The organism is Micrococcus sp., from assembly GCF_034179925.1.
Taxonomy (GTDB): Bacteria; Actinomycetota; Actinomycetes; order Actinomycetales; family Micrococcaceae; genus Micrococcus.
The window spans coordinates 1-19,632 of sequence record NZ_JAXFPG010000020.1 but is presented as its reverse complement, the minus strand read 5'-3'; the positions used below and the strand labels follow the sequence as shown (position 1 = coordinate 19,632).

Below are 19,632 nucleotides of genomic sequence, written 5' to 3'. Positions count from 1 at the left end.
CGGGGCCAGGCACCTGCCCGGCCCGTGGGGTCAGGGCCCGCCGGGCGCGGGCCGGAGCCATTCTCCCAGGCCCGCCGGGCACACAGGCCGCTGAGACGTGCCGGCCTCTGCGGTGTGCAGGCCTCTGAGGCGTGCTGGGGGAGCCTCAGGCCCGGCGAATCAGGTGCCGAGCCGCCGCGAACAGGCCGACGCCGGCGGCCCCCAGCAGCAGGAGGGTCCAGCCGGAGACCGGCTCAGGGCCGGTCTGCACCCTCTCCGGGACGGCGTGCTCACCCGTGGTCTCCGAGGCGCTCGGAGCGGGAGCGGTCGGCTGCGCGGCGGGGGCGGCCGTGGTGCTCGGCTGGGCCGGCTCGGACGCGGAGGGCGCGGCCGTCGGGGAGGCTGAGGAGCCGGCGTCGGCTGGCAGCAGCGCCCACACCACGGACTCGTCGAAGGGCAGGCCGCCGGCCTCCGGGTCCAGGGGCATGTCGTCGGCGCGCTGGTCACCGATCGCATAGGTCACCACGAGGGTCTTGACCTGGCCCGTGGTGTCGTCAGCCACCTGGAAGACGGCCTGGTCGGTGCCCGTGAAGCCGGCATCTGCCACGTACACGGTGGAGCCGAAACGGTCCTGGCCCCCGGACGGATCTGAGACCTGGGGGGTGCCCTGGGCAGGCACGGACACCAGCCGGCCGTGCACGGGGGCGGTCACCACCGTCAGGGAGGCGTTGCCGGGGGCGTCACCCTCGGCGTTGCCCTGCAGGTACACCATGCGGGAACCCGGGGCGGCGAGCAGGGTGCGGTGGTCCACGGTCGGACGGTCCGCGGTGCTGTACTCCTGCGGACCCATCACGCGGAGGATCTCGCCGCCGGTGGCGTCGGCAAGGTTCGCGTCCGGGCCCACAATGATCTGCGCGGCGGGCCGGCCGTCCACATCCAGGGAGAAGGCGACATACCCGGTGCCCGCCTCACCCAGGACGCGGCGCTGGGCCACGAGGTCCACAGCGCCCCGCTCGAGCTCGGCGTCGTAGGAGGAGTCCACGGTGGTGGGGGTGCCGGCCTGGCCGGCGTAGAAGCCCTCGGGGGAGTCCGGGGAGACCGTGTACGGGGCCACGGTGACGGTGGCCTCCTGCACCGCGTGCTCCGTGTAGAAGCGGACCGTGGAGGAGTCGCCGACCACGAAGTACCCGGCGGTCTGGCCGTCGTCGGTGGGGGCAGGCACAGCGAGGGCAGGGGAGGCGAGGCCCAGACCGCCGATCAGCACGGCGGCGGGGAGGACGGCGGTCAGGGCGCGGCGGGACGAGGGACGAGAGGGCATCAGGTTCTCCTGGGGGCACTGCGGATGCGAGGGGTGCCGGGTGGCAGTTCGCGTTGACAGTCTCCACCCGCTTCCATGCCCCGGCCAGCACCATGGCAGAACCTTCACGGATCCGTGCCCGGTTCGTGATGCCGCCCCGCACCGGGCCGCGGAGGGGCCGCCGACCTGCCTCGGAACGCCGTGCGGGCGCCGCCGGGAGACCTCGACGACGCCCGCACGGGACATGGGCGAATCGTATTTGTTGTTTTTGTTCTCCGTCAGGCGCGGCCGAACTCGGCGGCCAGCTGCGCTGCCAGCCCCGTGTACCCGGCGGGCGTGAGCTCGAGAAGGCGCGCCTCGGCGTCGTCGGACAGGCCCAGGCCCTGCACGAACTCACGCATGCGCGCACCGTCCACCCGGTGCCCGCGGGTGAGCTCCTTGAGACGCTCATAGGGGTTGTCCATGCCCGGCACCCCGGCGATGGCCTCGGCGCGCATCACGGTCTGCACGGCCTCGCCGAGGACCTCCCAGTTGCGGTCGAGGTCGTCCGCGAGCACGGGCTCAGCGATCTGCAGCTGCCCCATGCCCTTGGTCACGTTGGACAGTGCGAGCACCGAGTGGCCCAGGGCCACACCGATGTTGCGCTGCGAGGTGGAGTCCGTGAGGTCCCGCTGCCAGCGGGACTCGATCAGCGTGGCACCGAGCGAGTCCAGCAGGGCGCAGGAGAGCTCCAGGTTGGACTCGGCGTTCTCGAACCGGATCGGGTTCACCTTGTGCGGCATCGTGGAGGAGCCGGTGGCACCGGCCACGGGGATCTGCGCGAAGAAGCCAATGGAGATGTAGCTCCACACGTCCACGCAGAAGCCGTGCAGGATCCGGTTGAACCGGGCGACGTCGGCGTACAGCTCCGCCTGCCAGTCGTGGGACTCGATCTGCGTGGTCAGCGGGTTCCAGGTCAGGCCCAGGTGCTCCACGAAGTCACGGGAGATCTGCTGCCAGTCCGCCCCCGGGGCCGCGGCCAGGTGCGCGGCGTAGGTGCCGGTGGCGCCGTTGATCTTGCCCAGGAACTCCTGCTGCTCGATCCGGCGGATCTGACGGCCCAGACGGTGCACGAACACCGCCATCTCCTTGCCCAGGGTGGTGGGGGTGGCCGGCTGGCCGTGCGTGCGGGAGAGCATCGGGGTGTCCGCCCCGGCCTGCGCCATCGCGGAGACGGCCTCCACCGCGGCCCGGGCGGCGGGCAGCCACACCAGCTCGACGGCGTCGCGCACGCCCACCGCGTAGGCGAGGTTGTTGATGTCCTCCGAGGTGCACGCGAAGTGCACGAGCGGCTTGAGCCGACCCAGGCCGAGGCCCTCGAGGCGGGCGGCGATGAAGTACTCCACAGCCTTGACGTCGTGCACGGTGACGCGCTCGGTCTCGGCGAGCTCGGCCACGGAGTCGGCGTCGAAGTCCGTGACGATGCGGCGCAGACCGGCCTTCTGCTCGTCCGTGAGCGGGTCCAGGCCGGCCAACACGCGGTGCTCAGCCAGGTGGATGAACCACTCGACCTCCACGTGCACGCGGTTGCGGTTCAGGGCGGCCTCGGAGAGGTGGTCCACGAGGGGCTCCACGGCGGACCGGTAACGGCCGTCGAGGGGACCGAGGCTGAGGCCTGCGGCCCCGAGCGGGCGGCGGTCGGCGGTGGATGCGGCGGACGTGGCGGAGGGCTGCGAGCTCATGGGGTCCATTCTGGCATCGGTGGTGGAGGGTGTCGGTTCCATGGCCCTGTACCGCTGCCTCACCCGGCAGGGCGGGACTCGATCAGCCGCAGGAAGGCGCCGATCATCGGCAGGTCCGCCGGGTTCGGTCGACGAGCGGCTGCGCACCTCGGACCCGCACATCCACGCGGTGGGCGACGCCGTCGAGAAGGTCGACGGGCTCACCGCGGAGACCACGCTGGTGCCGCTGGCCAACACGGCCAACCGGCAGGGGCGTGTGCTGGCCGACGTCCTCACCGGGCGCCCCGGCGAGGACCGGCCCGTGCTGGGCACTGCGATCGTGGGCGTGTTCGGGCTGCAGGTGGCCTCGACGGGCTGGAACGAGAAGCGGCTGCGGGCGGTGGACCTCGCGGATCTGGAGCTGGCGTACGCGCCGGCGTTCGGCTCGGCCAAGGACCCGGTGAACATGCTCGGCTACGTGGACCAGAACACGCTCACCGGCGTGACGCCGACCGTGCAGTGGCACGAGCTGGCGGACGCGATGGCCGCCGGGGCGTCGCTGATCGACGTGCGCGGCCCGGCGGAGTTCGCCGCCGGCGCCATCCCGGGTGCCGTGAACATCCCGGTAGACGAGCTGCGCGACCGGCTCGACGAGCTGCCCGAGGGTGCGCTGATCGTGCACTGCGCGGTGGGCGTGCGCGGGCACATCGCCGCGTGGATCCTGGCCGAGCACGGCCGGGCCGTGCGCAACCTCGACGGCGGCTACCGGACCTGGGCGGCCGGCGTCGCCTCCCAGGCGGGCTGACGGGCCTTCCGCGCCGGCCCCTCCCCGCGCCGGCCCCTGCTGCCGGCCCCGCCCACGTCGAGATGAACGCTGTGACCGGAATCCGGGTGGGGTAGCGGTCACAACGTTCGTCTCGGTGTGAGGGGGCGGGGTGGTGAAGGAACAGCGGACGGGGTGTCCGCAGTGCGTCCCTGGGCGAGCCGGGTGCCCGCCCGTCCGGCTCAGCGCTGGAACCGGACGAAGGCCCGCCCGCCGCCGTGGGCCAGCTCATGCACCTCCGTGAACCCCACCGACTCATAGAAGGCGCGCTGCCCGGGCTCGGCGTCCGTGAGCAGGACATGCTGCCGCACCTGGGCGAAGGGCGCGAAGGCCCGGCGCAGCAGCTCGGAGGCGATGCCGCGCCGGTGATGGCTCGGGCGCACGAGCACGTCCTGCAGGTAGGCGATCGTGTGCCCGTCGGAGACGATTCGGGCCAGCCCCACCAGCACGTCCCCCTCCCAGGCTGTGACCACGTGCGCTGAACCGACGAGGCCCGCTTCCAGTGCCGGCATCGCGTCCGTGTACGCCGACCAGCCGACCGAGTCGTACAGATCCCGCAGCGGCCCAGGTGCGGGGAGGCGCCCCTCGTGGTAGGCGACCCCGTCCCGCGGCGGGGCGGCCGGCGTCGTGCACCGCTCACGGCGGAGCACCGCCAGTCGGACCGAGTCCCACTGACGCCCTTCCCACCGTCGGGCCTCCGGGATGCGGGCGACCTCCCGGAAGCCGGCCCGGTGTGCCGCGGCGGTCATCCGCGTGTTGCCGGACCAGGTGGTCAGGGTGACCAGGTGAGCGTCGGTCGCGGCAAAGGTGTCCTCCAGCCAGAGATCCAGAGCCCGCGTGCCGATGCCGCGACCCCAGACGGCCGGGTCGAACAGCAGGATCCCCAGTTCCCACCACCCGGACCCGGTCGGGTCCTCCTCATGGCGGGTGACGAGGCCCGCGGGGGTGCGGTCAACCTGCACGATGCGGGAGTTCCCGGACGCGACGCGGCGGGCGTGGGCGGTCTGGAACCGAGACCGGTCCGGGGCGGGGCCGTCGGCGGCGTGGAAGTAGGGGGCGTCCCACCGCTTCCACTCCGGGTCGGGGGTGCCGTGCATCCAGTGCCAGAGGAATGGTTCGTCATCCTCGGTGACGGGTCTGAGCGCGACGTCGGGCAACCCGTTGGATTCCATGGAGGCATCGTAGAAGGTGAAGGCCTCGGCGCGGGTGCCTCGTCCCTGCCCAAACGAACGCCAGGACCGGAATCCGAGCGGGGTAGCGGTCACAGCGTTCAACTCGGCGTGAGGGGGCAGCGTGAGGGGAGGGGTGCGCGTGTGTGTGTGGGGGCACTGGGTGAGGAGCAGGGCTGGACGCGTGGCCGCCCGTCCGGCCCGGTTGTCCACAGGCGACGACGCCGGCGTGCCCGAATCGGGCACACTCGCCTCATGGCTCGTCCACCGTCGCCTCTGCCGCTGATGCCCTGCGGGCTCGACGGCCTCCTGCGCGAGCCCAGCGTCTTCTCCACGGTCGCGGCCCGGCGGGCGGGGGTGCCCGCCCACCGGCTGCGCCGCGCGGACCTCGTCTCCGAGGGGCGGGGCCTGTGGCGGCGCAGGGACCGGGAGCCCGAGCTGCTGGACCGGCTCCGCGCCCTGCAGGACATCCACCCCACGGCGGCGTTCTCCCACACCACGGCGCTGCGCGTGCTCGGGGTGAAGCTGCCCGCTCGGTGGGACACCGATGAAGCCGTGCACCTGACCCTGCCGGCCAGCGCGCCGGTGGCAGCGCGTCGATCGGGGGTGCGCGTGCACCGGCGGGCCGGCGAGAGGGTGACTCTCGAGGTGGAGGGGGTGCGGGTGGTGGACGGGCCCAGCGCGGTCCTGGACCTCGCGGCGGCTGGGGCATCGCTGGAGGATCTCGTGGTGGTGGGCGACGGGATGCTGCTGGACGAGCGGGACCGGGGCCGGCGTCGTCGGCAGCGCCAGCCGGTGGGCGCCGTGCGGCGGGAGGAGCTGGTGGCGAGGGTCGCCGCACAGCGGGGAGCGCGAGGGGTCGTCCGGGCGCGGCAGGCCGCGGAACTGGTGCGCCCGGGGTCGGACTCGCCCCAGGAGACGCGGTTGCGCCTGCTGGTGCACGAGGCCGGGCTGACCGAGCCGGAGGTCAACCCCGCCGTGCGGTTGGAGACGGGGCAGCGGCTGCGGGTCGACCTTGTCTGGGCACAGGAGCGGGTGGCTGTGGAGTATGACGGCGACCATCACCGCACGGACCAGCGCCAGTGGCGGGAGGACCGGGAGCGGGACGCCGGTCTGCGGGCGGAGGGCTGGACCGTGATCCGGGTGACCGCGGACGTGTTCCGCGAGCCTCACCGGGAGCTGTTCCTGCGGCAGCTGCGGATTGCGCTGGCACTCCCGCCGAGATGAACGCTGGAACCGGAATCCAGGCGGGGACGCGGTCAAGGCGTTCATCTCGGCGCGAGGGGGCTCGTAGGGGCCTGGGCGGCGGGCCGAGGTGCGGAGGCAACATGAGTGTGCAGCGACTCCCGGTCGGGGCTGACCGGCCGCGCCGGCCCGGCCGGTCAGCCGGGCTGCACGAGCCGCAGGAACGCGCCGACCATCGGCAGGTCCGCCGGGTTCGTGGGCAGGGCGTCCGCGAGGGCGGGGGAGTGCACCAGGTAGGCGGCCCACTTGCCGCGGGAGATGGACACGTTCAGCCGGTTCCGGTTCAGCAGGAAGTCCAGCCCGCGGGGCACGTCCTGCGGGGAGGACGCGGCCATCGTGAGGATCGCCACCGGCGCCTCCCTGCCCTGGAACTTGTCCACGGTGCCCACGGTGGTGCCCGTGAACCCGGCGGCGTCGAGCGCCTTCCGCACGGTGGCCACCTGCGCGTTGTAGGGCGCGACGACGATCACGTCCTCGTCCGTGAGCGGCCGCGGAGCGCTCCCGGCCGAACCGGACCACATCCGCGCCGTCGGGGTCCCGATGCCGAGCTCCTCCCGCAGGATCCGCACCACCTGCGCGGCCTCCTCCGGGGAGGACACCGCATTGCCGGCGTGGGACACAGGAACCGGGTGCAGGCCCGGGGCCACACCCTCCAGCAGGCGGGTGTCCGTGACGTCCTCCTTCGCCCGCAGCTGCCCGCCGTAGGAGAGCTCGGAGACCGCCGCCGTCAGCGCCGAGTGCATCCGCCACGTGGTGTCCAGGAAGAACCCGCGCTCGGGGGCCAGCACCGGGGCGCCCTCGACCAGCCAGCCCAGGGCGGCCTGGTCCACCGGCTGCGGATGCGTGCCCTGGCTGACCTGCGGCAGCTGCTGCGGATCCCCGAGCAGCAGCACGGTGTCCGCCATGGCCGCGGCGGCCAGCGTGTGCGCCAGAGAGAACTGCCCGGCCTCGTCGATCACCAGCAGGTCGAACCGGTTCGCATTCTGATGGGCGAAGGCCCACGCGGTGCCCCCGACCACCAGGCCGGGCTGCCCGGTGGAGGCGGCGGCCCCCGCGCCGCCGGCGACGCTGGTCCAGCGCGGGTCCTCCTGCGGCTGCTTGCGCCTGCCCTGCTTGACGATCCGCTCCGGCGGCACTCCCAGCGAGGAGAGTTTGCCCAGGAAGTTCTCCACCACGGCATGGGACTGTGCCGTGACCCCCACGCTCCATCCCCGGTCCAGCAGGGCCTTCACCGCGTGGCTGCCCACATGGGTCTTGCCCGTGCCGGGAGGCCCCTGCACGGCCACATAGGAACCGCGCGCGGACTCCAGGGCCTCCACGAGCGCCTCCCAGCCCTCACGGGCGCCCTCGGCCCCCGCGGCCCGGGCCTCGGCGCTGATCTGTGCCAGCGGGCGGCCCCCGGCGGCCGGGGAACGCCGGGCCAGCACGTCCGATGCCGCTCCCGTCGGCAGGGTCCCGGCCGCGCGGGCCGCCATCCCGTGCTGCAGGATCCGACCCTCCAGGGCTGCGCTCTGGATCACCGTGTGGGCGAACGCCGCCATCGGCAGCTCGCCGTGGGGCTCGGCCTCCAGGGCGATGCGCTCGCGGATGGTGAGCACGCTGGTCCCGTCCGGGAGGTCCTCGACGTCCTCCACGACGGCCTTGCACCCCACCCACCGGACGGCATTGGGCTGCAGGCACTCCAGGCGCCCGGCCGGCACGTCCTCGTAGACGGTCATCGCCTCCGCCTCCGGCGTCAGCTCCGTGCCCGGCTCCAGGCGGCCGCTGACGCGCAGCACCCGCTGCTGGGTCCGGGCACGGGGCGTCGGACGGTGCCAGTCCTCGGCGACGTCCACCCGGTCGAACAGCACGTTGGCCCGGGGGTTCTGCCACTCGTCCACGGGAGAGACGCCGCGGTCGAAGAAAGCCCACCACATGGGCTTGTCCTCGCGCTGGTAGTACCCCAGGCCGGCGGCGAGCATGGCCAGGCCGCGGTGCTCGTCGTCGAGCTCGGCGTCCGCGTACCCGGTGCCGGCCAGGGCCAGCAGCTCCTGCTCGAGCGAGGCCTCCGCGGCGTCCAGCCCGGGGGCCTCACCCGGCCCCTCGGAGCCCTCGGCGGCCCCGACCGTGTGCTCCGGCTCCTGCCCGGCCACCGTCTGGGCGGCGGCACCGGCCTGCCCCCGCAGCCAGTCCCGCAGGCGGGCGGTGGAGACGCAGTCGTACCGGTTGTAGTCCTCGATGCCCGCGCGCACCCGCCGGGCCTCGTCCTCGTCTCCGGCGCTCCGGGCCTCCACGTACCGGTGGTACTCGGTCACGGAGTCGGCGGCGGTGGTCACGCCGTCCTCGGAGCGGTGGTCCGCACCCATGTACAGGGGCTCGAGCTTCTTGATGGAGTAGCTCGGCACGCCGGCCCGCAGGCAGGCCCGCACCGTGGAGTACAGGTCCACGAACAGCCCGGCCCGCAGCCAGTCGTCCAGCTCCGCCTCCCCGACGCCGTGCCGCACCGTCAGGCGCTTGAGCGCGGTCACCTCGTAGGCGGCGTAGTGGTAGATCCGCATGCCCGGATGGGCGGCCCGCCGGGCCTCCACGACGCGCACGAACTCCTCGAGCGCCGCCCGCTCCTCCGCCCGCGAATCCGCCCACAGGCCGGTGAACGCGAACTCGCCGAACGCCGTCGCCGTGGTGTCCCCGCTCGGGGCCTCCACCCAGCCCCACAGGTACTCGAGCCCCTCCATGGCACCGGAGGGGGCGGTCCACAGCGGGTCGCCCTCGAAGTCGAAGAACATGTCCCCGGGGTCCGGGGTGGGTAGGCGGCGGATCGGCTCGGCGTCCACCACCACGAACGGCGGCCGGCCGTCCGGCAGGGGCTCGCCCAGCTGCATGGCCGCCTGATCCCGCAGGCCGCGCCAGGTGCGCTCCGTCATACCCTCCGGGCTCGACGTGGACGCGGCCAACTGCTCGATGGTGGTGATCCCGGCCTCCCGCAGCCGCACCCGCTGCGTCCGTGTGGACCCCGCGGTGAGCAGCACGTCCCGGTGGGCGGCGATCGCGTCCTCGCACGCCCCGCAGGCGCCGCAGATCGTGAGCGTGGGGTCCTGCCAGTCGACAGGCAGCCCCGCCTCGATGTGCGCGTGCAGCCGCCGCTCCAGGCGTGCCCGCTGCCGCCGGTACACGGGGATCACCTCGGTGAGGTCCACCTCGTGGCGGGTGTGGTCCCCCAGCCACAGCGCCCCCGTGCGCGCCCGGGGCACCCCCATGCCGTCCAGCAGGTCCGCGTAGGCGGCGATCTGCAGCAGCGCCGTCACCCGGGCATGCCGGGCCAGCTTGGTGTCCACCACCTCGTAGGCGCCCTCTGGGTGCTCCGCGTCCGCGGTCCACACCAGGAAGTCCGCCAGACCGCCGAAGGCGCCGTCGTGCAGCATCGCCTGGAAGACGACGGCGGCCCTCGCCTCGAGTGCCCGCGCCGTGGCCTCGCGGGCTGCGGCGATCCCCTGCGGGGTCCATGCGGCGGGCCGGGAGAGCACGGCCACCTGCTCCGCCCCGTGCTCGGCCACCAGGCCCTCGAGCACCCGGGCCTCGTGGGTGTCCCCGAGGCCGGACACGCGCTCGGAGAAGGCGTCCTCGGCGTCGGGCCGGCGGGGCGAGCGCCCCAGGGCCGGGTCCACACGGTCCCGGAACCAGCCGTACTCGCAGGTGGCGGCGGCCGTGATGTCGGAGGGGCTGAGCAGGGTGGTCGCGCCGTCGTCGAGGATCTTCACCATGGCCCCACCCTAGGCAGGAGGGGCGGACGCGTTAAGGCTCCCCTGTGCCCGCGGCGGGGCGTCCGGCGCGCATCCGATGGCCCCTCGGACTTGACGCAGATCACATTGAGCGCGTTACCTAATGATCGTTCAGTAATTCCCGTGCCGTCGTCGCCACCCCGCCGACCGCCGTCGTCGCCGGCACGCGGACACCCCCGGCCCACCCGCCCCCCGGCCGCCCGACCCAGGAGGAACGCCATGCTCGAGGCCTCGATCCCCAACCCCTACACGCCGGCCCCCGTCCCCGCCGACCCCCAGGCCCGCGGCGCGAAGGACCCCGAAGAGACGATGAGCCGGGACCAGATCGAGGCCCTGCAGACCGAACGCCTGCGCTGGAGCCTGCACCACGCCTACGAGAACGTCCCCGCCTACACCGAACACTTCGACGCCCACGGCGTGCACCCCTCCGACTTCACCGAGCTCGCCGACCTCGCCAAGTTCCCCTACACGGACAAGGAGTTCCTGCGCAGGAACTACCCCTTCAAGGCCTTCGCCGCCACAGGGCCCGAGCTGCGTCGCATCCACGCCTCCTCCGGCACCACCGGCCAGCCCACCGTCGTCGGCTACACCGACGACGACCTCTCCACCTGGGCAGGCCTGGTCGCCCGATGCCTCCGCGCCGCAGGCGTGCGCCCCGGCGACCGCGTGCACAACGCCTACGGCTACGGCCTGTTCACCGGCGGCCTCGGCGCCCACGCCGGCGTCGAACGCCTCGGCGCCGCCGTCATCCCGATGTCCGGCGGGCAGACCGAGAAGCAGGTCCAACTGATCCACGACTTCGAGCCCACCACCATCCTCTCCACCCCCACCTACCTGTTGACCATCGCCGACGGCTTCCGCAAGCTCGGCCTGGACCCCCGCCGGACCTCCCTCCAGCGGGCCGTGCTCGGCGCCGAGCCCTGGACCGACCAGATGCGCCGCGAGATCGAGCAGACCTTCGAGATCGACGCCGTCGACATCTACGGGCTCTCCGAGGTGATGGGCCCCGGCGTCGCCGGTGAATCCGTGGAGACCAAGGACGGCTCCCACGTGTGGGAGGACCACTTCCGCCCCGAGATCATCGACCCCTTCACGGACGAGGTGCTCGAGACCGGCCGCCCCGGCGAACTCGTGTTCACCTCGCTCACCAAGCAGGCGCTGCCGATCATCCGCTACCGCACGCACGACCTCACCCGCCTGCTGCCGGGCACCACACACCCAGGGCACCGCCGCATGGGCCGGATCACCGGCCGCTCGGACGACATGATCATCCTGCGCGGCGTGAACCTGTTCCCCTCGCAGATCGAGGAGCTCGCCCTGCAGATCCCCTCGCTCTCCCCGCACTTCACCCTGGAACTCACCCGCCCGGAGCGCATGGACCAGATGGCCGTGAACATCGAGCGCCGCCCCGACGTCGCCCCCGAGACCGCCCAGGAGGGGGCGCGGCTGCTGCAGAAGGAGATCAAGACGCGGATCGGCTCCTCCTGCACGGTGAATGTCGTGGAGCCGGACACCCTGGCCCGCTCCTCCGGCAAGCTCAAGCGCGTCTACGACCTCCGGGACAAGGGCTGACCGGAGGCGTCAGGCCCACCACTCGATAGAGTGGACGGGCCCGGTGCACACGCGCCGGGCCCGTGCTGTGCAGGGAGGACACCGTGACTGAGACCGAGGCACCCCGCACGGCCGCCGCCCCCCGTCGCGGCCGCCCCGGCTACGACAAGCCCACACTGCTGGCCGCCTGCGTGGAGCTGTTCAACCGCCACGGCTACGAGGCCACCTCCATGGGCATGCTGGCCGCCCACCTGGGGATCTCGAAGTCGGCGATCTACCACCATGTGGAGTCCAAGGAGGCGATCCTCGGGGAGGCCCTCGACGACGCCCTGGACGCGCTCGAATCCGCCTTCGACGACGTCGCCGCCTCGGGTGCCCCGCCCGCCGCGCAGGTGGAGGCGGCAGTGCGCGGCACCCTGGGTGTGCTCGCCCGATGCATGCCCCAGGTGACCCTGCTGCTGCGCCTGCGCGGCAACTCGGACGTGGAGCGGGCCGCCATGGCCCGGCGCCGGGAGATCACCCGCCGGCTGGGGGAGATGATCGCTGCGGCGCAGGCCGCCGGTGCGGTGCGCGACGACGTCACGCCCCACAACCTGGCCCGCCTCACCCTCGGGATGATCAACTCGATCGTGGACTGGTACCGGGCCGACGACGGCACCCCCGGCCACAAGACCACCGAGGAGATGATCGAGGCCGTGACCGGCGTCGCCCTGGGCGGCCTGCGCGGCTGACCCCTGGCACTTCCGTTCGAGAAACGGGAGCTCCCCAGGGCGCTCCCGTTCGAGAAACGGGAGCTCCTCAGGGAGCTCCGGTGTGTGAAACGGGCCGGCGCTCAGGCGCTCCGTTTCGCCCGCCGGAAGGAGCCCAGCACCTCCCGTTTCCCGAACGGAAGCGCTTCAGGAACCTCCCGTTTCGTACACGGGAGCGCTGGGGGAGGTCAGGGGCGGGTCTTCGCCACGAGGGTGAGCACCTCGTACTGGGCGCACAGCTCATCGTGCTGGTTGTGGATCCGGCAGTCCCAGGCCACCTCGCCGTAGTCGTCGGTCACGCGGGGGGTGATCCGCTTGGCGGTCAGGGTCACGCGGATCGCGTCGTCGTAGGTGACCGGCGTGAGGAACCGCAACGACTCCAGCCCGTAGTTCGCCAGGACCGGCCCCGGGGCAGGCTCCACGAACAGCCCCGCCGCCCAGGAGACCAGCAGGTACCCGTGCGCCACCCGTCGCGGGAAGAACGGGTTGGCGGAGGCAGCCTCCTCGTCCGTGTGGGCGTAGAACGTGTCCCCGGTCCGCTCGGCGAACTCGAGGATGTCCTCCAGCCGCACGGTCCGCAGGTCGGAGACGAACTGGTCGCCGATCCGCAGCGTCTCCAGGGACTTGCGGAACGGGTGCTCCTTCTCCCCGGACTCCACCTCCGCGCGGGTCACGGTCTGCGCGGACGCCCCCACATGCCACACCCCGGTGACCGCCGTCAGCATGTCCGGCGACCCCTGCACGGCGGTGCGCTGCATGTAGTGCTTGACGGCGCGCACGCCGCCGAGCTCCTCGCCGCCGCCGGCGCGGCCCGGACCGCCGTGCACCAGGACCGGCACGGGGGCGCCGTGGCCGGTGGTGGTCTTGGCGGTCTGGCGGTTCAGGAAGTGCACGCGGCCGTGGTGCGCGCCGATCCCGGCGGCGAACGCGCGGGCGGTGTCGCCGTCGTTCGTGGCCACCGTGGCCACCAGCGAGCCGGAGCCCAGCGCGGCGAGCGCGACGGCGTCGTCCACATCCGTGTACCCGATCACCGAGGTGACGGGGCCGAAGGCCTCGACCTCGTGCACCGCGGGGGTGCGGGCGTCCGCGAAGGAGAGCACGGTGGGGGCGAAGAACGCGCCGGCCTCGGCGTCGGCGTCGCCCGTGGAGCCCTCCGGGCCGCCCAGGCGGACCCGGCCGCCGGCGTCGACGAGCGTCTGCACCGCCCTGCGGACCTCGGACTGCTGCTCCTTGGAGGCCAGGGCGCCCATGGTGGTGCCCTCTGTGCGCGGGTCGCCGAGGACGACCTTCGCGGACAGGCGCTCGGTGAGGGCCGCGGTGACGTCCTCGACCATGGCCTCCGGGACGATCACGCGGCGGATCGCGGTGCACTTCTGGCCCGCCTTGACGGTCATCTCCTGGAAGACGACCTTCACGAACGCCTCGAACTCGGGGGTGTCCGGGCCCGCGTCCGGGCCGAGGATCGCGGCGTTGAGCGAGTCGGTCTCCGCGGTGAAGCGCACCCCGCCCTCCTGGACGTGGGGGTGGCGCTTGAGGGTGGCCGCGGTGGCGGCGGAGCCGGTGAAGGCCACGTGGTCCCGGTAGTCCAGGTGGTCCAGCAGGTCCCGGGCGGAGCCGGAGATGAGCTGCAGGGAGCCCTCCGGCAGCACGCCGGACTCGAGCATCATGCGCACGCACGCCTCGGTGACGTAGCCCGTGGGGGTGGCCGGCTTCACGACGGTCGGCACACCGGCGACGAACGCGGGCGCGAACTTCTCCAGCATGCCCCACACCGGGAAGTTGAACGCGTTGATCTGCACCGCCACGCCCGGGATGCGCTGGTAGATGTGCTCGCCGAGGAAGGAGCCGTCCTTCGAGAGCGGCTCCACGGGGCCGTCGACGATCACGTTGGCGTTCGGCAGCTCGCGGCGGCCCTTCCCGGAGAAGGTGAAGAGGGTGCCGATGCCGCCGTCGACGTCGAAGGCGTGGTCACGCTGCGTGGCGCCGGTGGCGAAGGAGAGGTCGTAGAGCTCCTGGATGCGGGAGTTCAGGTAGAGGGCGAGCTCCTTGAGCTTGAGCGCGCGCTCGTGGATGGTCAGCTCGCCGAGGCTGCGCTGGCCCACGGTGCGGCCGTGCTCGATGACGGCGGCCGTGTCGATGCCGTCCGTGGAGACGCGCGCCACCAGCTCGCCGGTGTTGGCGTCGAGGACGTCGGTGACCTTCTGGGGGTCCTCCGGCGTCCACCAGGAGCCGGCGACGAAGCTCGGGAGGATCTCGGGGGCGGTCTGCTCGGTGCCGGGGCGTTCGGCGGTGGCGGTCACGGGGGCTCCTGACGTCGGGGGCGAGGACGAGTCCCGACCGATCGGTCGGTTATTGGATCTCACCCTAGCCGAGACGCACGTCACGCGGGAGGGGAGGGGGCGCGTCGTCGTCGGGGCCCCCGCGTCCCGCCGGCTGCCCGCTGGCGGCCCCCGCGTCCCGCGCACCGCCCGCCCTCCTCCGGGTGTCTGCGTGGGCTCGACCTGCGAGACCGATGCCCGACTCGGGCGAGGACTGCACGCGATCCAAGTCTCGGTATTCCCTAATCTGTGTGTATGATATGGGCGACGGTCACAGGGTGAATCATCACTACGGTTCTGTCAGAGCCCTTGGGGGTCCCCACCAGCTGCCGCATGCGACCCCATGTGTGCTGGTGCGGTCCCTCCTCTCCCGGTGGCCGCCGCTTAATGCATCCCGTGCTCGACAGGCTGACTGGTGTTGAAGCATGGGGTCAGTCGTCTTCACCACCGCCACAGAAAGGCCCCCTATGTCGTCCTCGCCTCAGTCCCCCACCCCCCCCCACCGAAGGTCAGCCCACTAGCGAGCACCAGAGCGGCCATGATCCGCACGCGACTGTCGGCGCCCCGGGTGCGCCCGGCATGGTGGCTGCCGGTTCCGTCGCGGCCGGACTGGCGGAGTACGTGCACATCGCGGGGCGGGGTGCCGTCAAGCTTGCGGACACGGGTCAGAGGGCGATCGCGCGTGTCCTGGATGGCATCATCGTCGGGCTCATTGTCGGCATCTGCATCGCCATCGGCACGGCGATGGCGGCCGCGGGCGTCGCTTCCAGCACCAGCTCTTACGACGCTTATTCCGGCTCGTTCAGCGACGGGGGCAGCGGCGTCCTTGCCGGCATGGGGGCGATGCTCGGATCGGTCGTCGCGGGCATGCTGCTCGCCTATGCCTACGAGACGGTGATGGTCGGCCTGTGGGGCCAGACACTGGGCAAGATGATCATGAAGATCAAGGTGGTCCGCGCGTCGAACGGCAAGACGCCCAATATCGGCGCAGCATTCGTCCGGTACCTGATCCCCGGCCTGTGCTCCCTCATCCCCTTCGTCGGCTTCCTGGGAACCATCCTCTGTTTCCTGTCTGCCACCTTCGACAACAGCGGACGACGGCAGGGCTGGCACGACAAGATCGCCGGCACCTACGTCGTCTCGTCCCGATGACCGACTTCTGATCACGGTCCTCAAAGAGGGCGGGCTGAGCTGGCGACGGCGGGTCCGCCCTCCTCACCCTCCCGGTGCTCATGCATAGGATGGTGCAGTCCGCTCGGACACCCGACCCCACCCTGGAGACGACCGACCGCATGCTGCGCACCATGTTCCATGCCAAGATCCATCGGGCCACCGTGACCCAGGCAGACCTGCACTATGTGGGCTCCGTGACCGTCGACCAGGACCTCCTAGACGCCGCGGGCATCCTCCCCGGTGAGCTCGTGTCCATCGTGGACGTCACCAACGGTGCCCGCCTCGAGACCTACACGATCCCGGGCGAGCGTGGCACCGGCGTCGTCGGCATCAACGGGGCCGCCGCGCACCTGGTGCACCCCGGCGACGTGGTCATCCTCATCGCCTACGCCCAGATGGACGACGACGAGGCCCGCACCTTCTCCCCGAAGGTCGTGCATGTGGACGAGCAGAACCGGATCGTGGAGCTGGGCGTGGACCCGGCCGAGGGTCTGCTCGACGGCGTCGCCCGCCCCCCGCATTCCCGTCACTGGGACGAGGCGCAGGCTGAGCTCTGAGTTCTGAGATCGGAGCCTCGAGTCCTAGGCCCTGGGCCTGAGGGCTGGGGTGGTGGAGCCGGCAGGACGTCGTCGACACGGGTGTCGCAGCCGGGGTGCCTACACTGCGGGTGACCCATGACCGCCGCTCCATCCCATCGGGTGGACATATGAGCAGATGTGCAGGTATAGTGATGAACGTGAAGCCGGAGATCGTCCAGGCAGCCGAGCTGTTCAAGGTCCTCGCCTCTCCAGTGCGCGTCGCCGTGCTGTTGGGGCTCACCGAGGGGCCTGTCAGTGTCAGCGATCTGGCCGAGAACCTCGGCGTCACGCACACGCTGATGTCCCAGCATCTGCGTGTGCTCCGAATGAGCGGACTCGTGCGCTCCGACCTCGACGGCCGGACCCGCAGGTACTCGCTCACTGACGACCACGTGTCCCACATCATCCGGGACGCTGTCCACCATGCAGCAGAGGAGCACCGCCATGACGACCACTGACCACTCCACCCACGCCGTCCACCCCGAGCACGACCACGCCCACGGCCCGGACTGCGGCCACGAGGCTGTGCAGCACGGCGACCACGTGGACTACAAGCACGACGGTCACCTGCACCACATCCACGGCGACCACGTCGAGGAGTGCGACACCTGCTCCTGCACCAACTGTGACGACGCCTGCGCCACCTGCACCTGCAAGGACTGCTCCTGCGGCACCTGCGCCCACGAGGGCGTCGCGGCCTGATCTGCCGGCGGCGGCCCGACCGGCCGCCGCGCCACGGCTGACACCTGCGCGGCGAGCCCCGCGCGTCAGCTCGCACTGAACAGAGCACCCCCGGACCATCACGGTCCGGGGGTGCTCTGCGTTCAGGAGCCCGGCCTCCGGGGCTGTGGCACTCGAACTCCTGACCCCAGCCCCCTACCCCTTCTTCCTGCGGTCCAGGAAGGCCTGCATGCGCTCTGCCTTCGCCTCGGATTCGAACAGCACGGCCTGGGCGATCTCGTCCACATGCGGGTGGGCCTCCCTCGGCAGGTGGAAGACCCTCTTGGACAGACGCACCGCCAGGGGGTCGTTCCGGCCGATCCGGTCCGCGAGGGCGTGGGCGGCGTCCATCAGCTCCTCCGCCGGATGCACCTCAGTGACCAGTCGGAGCTCGAGCGCCTCCCGCGCGTCGAGCACACGCCCGGCCAGCAGGATCTCCAACGCCACCGGCTCACCCACCAGCTCCTTGAGGCGCCACTGGGCCCCCGCCGCCGCGGTGATGCCCAGACCCACCTCGGGTTGGCCGATCCGCACCGCATCCGTGGCGATCCGGAAGTCCGCCGCCCACGCCAGCTCCGCACCACCGCCCAAGGCCACCCCGTCGATCGCGGCGATCACCGGCATCGGCAGACGGTGGATGCGGTCGAACAGCTGCGAGTTCACCCCGCGCAGGGCGTCGTCGCGCCGGCGCTGCCGCAGCTGGGCGATGTCCGCCCCGGAAGCGAACACACCCTTCGTGCCGCCGCGCCGGCGATCCTCCACCCGGGTGCCGGTGAGGATCAGCATCCGCGGGTCCCGCTCCAGCCACCCGCAGAGGGCATGGAACTCGTCCACCATCGTCTGGTCGATCGCATTGAGGACCTCCGGGCGGTCCATCACCGCCGTCACACGGTCCGGGCGCTCAGGGTCGGCCTCGATACGCACGGCGGTGAAGCCCGCCGTCGTGGCCGCCAGTCCGGGGAAGACGTTCTCGTCCACGGCGATCACACCCGCTCCAGGAGCATCGCGGTGCCCTGACCCACACCCACGCACATCGTGGCCAGGCCCCGGTCCGCGCCCTCACGCTCCATGCGGCCGAGCAGGGTCACCACGATCCGCGACCCGGACGAGCCCAGCGGGTGCCCGAGGGCGATCGCGCCGCCGTCGGCGTTGACGGTCTCCGGGTCCAGGTTGAGGCGCCGCAGGCACGCCAGCGACTGCGAGGCGAAGGCCTCGTTGAGCTCCACGGCACCCAGGTCCGCCACGGTCCACCCGGCCCGGGCAAGGGCCTTCTCGGTGGCCGGCACCGGGCCCAGGCCCATGATCTCCGGGGCGAGCCCGGCCGAGGTGGACTCCACGACACGCGCCCGCGGCGTCAGCCCGTACCTCTCCGCGGCGGCCTCGGACACCACCAGCACGGCGGAGGCGCCGTCGTTCAGGGACGACGAGTTGCCCGCGGTGACCACCCCGCCCTCCGTGACGATCGGGCGCAGCCCGGCCAGGACCTCCGCAGTGGTGCCCGGGCGCGGGCCCTCGTCCGTGTCCACGACGGTCTCGGCGCCCTTGCGGCTGCGCACGGTCACCGGGACGATCTCCTCGGCGAAGCGCCCGGCCTCGATTGCCGCCAGGGCCCGCTCGTGGGAGCGCACTGCGAAGGCGTCGGCGTCCTCCCGGGTGATGCCGTCCACGCGGGCGACTTCCTCCGCGGTCTCGGGCATGGAGAAGGTGAACTTCTCGCCGAACTCGCCCGACCCGAAGCGGGGGTTCACGAAGCGCCAGCCGATGGAGGTGTCGAACGCCGCACCGGGCTTGGCGAACGCCGTCGTCGGCTTCTCCATGACCCAGGGGGCGCGGGACATCGACTCCACGCCGCCGGCCACCACGACGTCGGCCATGCCCGCGCGCACGAGCGCGGTGGCCATGCCGATCGCGGACATACCCGAGGCGCAGAGGCGGTTCACGGTGATGCCGGGGACGGTGTCCGGGAAGCCGGCGAGCAACCAGACCATGCGGGCGACGTTGCGGTTCTCCTCGCCGGCGCCGTTCGCGTTGCCGAGGATGACCTCGTCCACGGCGGAGGGGTCGAGGCCGGTGTCCTCGAGCAGGGCCCTGATGGTGAGGGCGGCGAGATCGTCCGGCCGCACCGAGGACAGCGCGCCGCCGTAGCGGCCGACCGGGGTGCGGCGCCCTCCGACGAGCAGGGCCTGGGGCTGGGCGGTCATGCGGGACTCCTTGCGTGATGGACGGGTGGGGTGGGGTGTGATGGGCGGGCGGGGTGTGGGGTGTGGGGTGAGATGTGTGGCGGACTGTTCGGCGGGGTGCGTGGTGGACCGTGTGGTGGCGGACTGTGCGGCGGGATTACCGACCGATCGTTCGGGAGCCAGTATCGGCGCGGAATGTGACGTGGGTCAACCTGCCGCCGTCGTTGGTGGGGGCCTCGCGTGTCCGCGCCTGCCCGTCGCGAGAGGGGCGCATCCACGAGGCACCCGCCGCAGAAAAACAGCGCCCCGGGGCCAGTGCAACCGGGGCGGGCGCCGGGGGTGGGGCCGGGGGGGGGGGGCGGGGGGGGCCCGGGGGCGGGGGACCCCCCCCC

The 19,632-nt window shown here is 72.4% G+C and carries 15 protein-coding genes; 8 read left to right on the top strand and 7 right to left on the bottom strand.

Annotated features, from left to right (window positions below; all coding sequences use genetic code 11):
- Window positions 1-145: 145 nt before the first annotated feature.
- Window positions 146-1,297: a hypothetical protein gene (locus SPI96_RS03625; RefSeq protein ID WP_321081006.1), complete on the bottom strand. Its 1,152-nt coding sequence runs from the start codon at window positions 1,295-1,297 to the stop codon at window positions 146-148.
- Window positions 1,298-1,554: 257 nt separating this feature from the next.
- Window positions 1,555-2,997, bottom strand: coding sequence for an adenylosuccinate lyase (purB, locus tag SPI96_RS03620; RefSeq protein ID WP_321081005.1), 1,443 nt, complete (start codon window positions 2,995-2,997; stop codon window positions 1,555-1,557).
- Between purB and SPI96_RS03615 the strand changes: the two genes are divergently transcribed.
- Entirely contained in the window at window positions 2,996-3,781 is a 786-nt protein-coding gene (locus tag SPI96_RS03615; protein ID WP_321081004.1) for a rhodanese-like domain-containing protein, read from the top strand. The two genes, purB and SPI96_RS03615, sit on opposite strands and share 2 nt — an antisense overlap.
- 200 nt (window positions 3,782-3,981) lie before the next feature.
- Here the strand turns inward: SPI96_RS03615 and SPI96_RS03610 are convergent, their stop codons facing one another.
- The gene (locus SPI96_RS03610; protein WP_321081003.1) at window positions 3,982-4,971 is read right to left on the bottom strand and encodes a GNAT family N-acetyltransferase; all 990 of its coding nucleotides are present in this window, start codon (window positions 4,969-4,971) and stop codon (window positions 3,982-3,984) included.
- A gap of 252 nt (window positions 4,972-5,223) precedes the next feature.
- Between SPI96_RS03610 and SPI96_RS03605 the strand changes: the two genes are divergently transcribed.
- On the top strand, window positions 5,224-6,195 hold the full coding sequence (locus tag SPI96_RS03605) for a DUF559 domain-containing protein (protein ID WP_321081002.1): 972 nt from the start codon (window positions 5,224-5,226) through the stop codon (window positions 6,193-6,195).
- 155 nt (window positions 6,196-6,350) lie between these two features.
- Here the strand turns inward: SPI96_RS03605 and SPI96_RS03600 are convergent, their stop codons facing one another.
- A complete protein-coding gene (locus tag SPI96_RS03600) occupies window positions 6,351-9,953 on the bottom strand; it encodes a TM0106 family RecB-like putative nuclease (RefSeq protein WP_321081001.1) in 3,603 nt (1,200 codons plus the stop codon).
- Window positions 9,954-10,190: 237 nt separating this feature from the next.
- Here SPI96_RS03600 and SPI96_RS03595 point away from each other — a divergent pair, with 237 nt between their 5' ends.
- Window positions 10,191-11,543, top strand: a complete 1,353-nt coding sequence (locus tag SPI96_RS03595) for a phenylacetate--CoA ligase family protein (RefSeq protein ID WP_321081000.1) — start codon at window positions 10,191-10,193, stop codon at window positions 11,541-11,543.
- Window positions 11,544-11,626: 83 nt separating this feature from the next.
- Window positions 11,627-12,253, top strand: a complete 627-nt coding sequence (locus SPI96_RS03590) for a TetR/AcrR family transcriptional regulator (RefSeq protein ID WP_321080999.1) — start codon at window positions 11,627-11,629, stop codon at window positions 12,251-12,253.
- 206 nt (window positions 12,254-12,459) lie between these two features.
- Here the strand turns inward: SPI96_RS03590 and paaZ are convergent, their stop codons facing one another.
- Entirely contained in the window at window positions 12,460-14,571 is a 2,112-nt protein-coding gene (paaZ, locus tag SPI96_RS03585; protein ID WP_321080998.1) for a phenylacetic acid degradation bifunctional protein PaaZ, read from the bottom strand.
- Between the two features lie 597 nt (window positions 14,572-15,168).
- Here paaZ and SPI96_RS03580 point away from each other — a divergent pair.
- The 4 genes from SPI96_RS03580 to SPI96_RS03565 all read left to right on the top strand — a co-directional run bounded on the left by SPI96_RS03580 (window position 15,169) and on the right by SPI96_RS03565 (window position 17,042).
- Window positions 15,169-15,741 carry an RDD family protein gene (locus SPI96_RS03580; protein ID WP_321080997.1) on the top strand — a complete coding sequence of 191 codons (573 nt, stop codon included), beginning with the start codon at window positions 15,169-15,171 and terminating at the stop codon, window positions 15,739-15,741.
- A 140-nt stretch (window positions 15,742-15,881) separates the two neighbouring features.
- Window positions 15,882-16,319 (top strand): aspartate 1-decarboxylase, encoded by a 438-nt coding sequence (gene panD / locus SPI96_RS03575; protein WP_321081104.1) that lies wholly within the window; start codon window positions 15,882-15,884, stop codon window positions 16,317-16,319.
- A 179-nt stretch (window positions 16,320-16,498) separates the two neighbouring features.
- Entirely contained in the window at window positions 16,499-16,798 is a 300-nt protein-coding gene (locus SPI96_RS03570; RefSeq protein ID WP_321080996.1) for a metalloregulator ArsR/SmtB family transcription factor, read from the top strand.
- Window positions 16,785-17,042, top strand: coding sequence for a hypothetical protein (locus SPI96_RS03565; RefSeq protein WP_321080995.1), 258 nt, complete (start codon window positions 16,785-16,787; stop codon window positions 17,040-17,042). Before SPI96_RS03570 ends, SPI96_RS03565 begins: the two co-directional genes overlap by 14 nt.
- A 174-nt stretch (window positions 17,043-17,216) precedes the next feature.
- Here the strand turns inward: SPI96_RS03565 and SPI96_RS03560 are convergent, their stop codons facing one another.
- Together SPI96_RS03560 and SPI96_RS03555 are read right to left on the bottom strand one after the other, a co-directional pair.
- A complete protein-coding gene (locus SPI96_RS03560) occupies window positions 17,217-18,014 on the bottom strand; it encodes an enoyl-CoA hydratase/isomerase family protein (RefSeq protein WP_414601901.1) in 798 nt (265 codons plus the stop codon).
- 29 nt (window positions 18,015-18,043) lie between these two features.
- Window positions 18,044-19,261 (bottom strand): acetyl-CoA C-acyltransferase, encoded by a 1,218-nt coding sequence (locus SPI96_RS03555; protein WP_321080993.1) that lies wholly within the window; start codon window positions 19,259-19,261, stop codon window positions 18,044-18,046.
- Window positions 19,262-19,632 lie beyond the last annotated feature (371 nt).

Excerpts from the sequence above, each read along its gene's own strand:
- SPI96_RS03595 (WP_321081000.1), top strand. The coding sequence starts at position 10,191 with ATGCTCGAGGCCTCGATCCCCAACCCCTACACGCCGGCCCCCGTCCCC.
- SPI96_RS03600 (WP_321081001.1), bottom strand. The coding sequence starts at position 9,953 with ATGGTGAAGATCCTCGACGACGGCGCGACCACCCTGCTCAGCCCCTCC.
- panD (WP_321081104.1), top strand. The coding sequence starts at position 15,882 with ATGCTGCGCACCATGTTCCATGCCAAGATCCATCGGGCCACCGTGACC.
- SPI96_RS03625 (WP_321081006.1), bottom strand. The coding sequence starts at position 1,297 with ATGCCCTCTCGTCCCTCGTCCCGCCGCGCCCTGACCGCCGTCCTCCCC.
- SPI96_RS03565 (WP_321080995.1), top strand. The coding sequence starts at position 16,785 with ATGACGACCACTGACCACTCCACCCACGCCGTCCACCCCGAGCACGAC.
- purB (WP_321081005.1), bottom strand. The coding sequence starts at position 2,997 with ATGAGCTCGCAGCCCTCCGCCACGTCCGCCGCATCCACCGCCGACCGC.
- SPI96_RS03580 (WP_321080997.1), top strand. The coding sequence starts at position 15,169 with ATGGTGGCTGCCGGTTCCGTCGCGGCCGGACTGGCGGAGTACGTGCAC.
- SPI96_RS03615 (WP_321081004.1), top strand. The coding sequence starts at position 2,996 with ATGGGGTCCATTCTGGCATCGGTGGTGGAGGGTGTCGGTTCCATGGCC.
- SPI96_RS03610 (WP_321081003.1), bottom strand. The coding sequence starts at position 4,971 with ATGGAATCCAACGGGTTGCCCGACGTCGCGCTCAGACCCGTCACCGAG.
- SPI96_RS03605 (WP_321081002.1), top strand. The coding sequence starts at position 5,224 with ATGGCTCGTCCACCGTCGCCTCTGCCGCTGATGCCCTGCGGGCTCGAC.
- SPI96_RS03555 (WP_321080993.1), bottom strand. The coding sequence starts at position 19,261 with ATGACCGCCCAGCCCCAGGCCCTGCTCGTCGGAGGGCGCCGCACCCCG.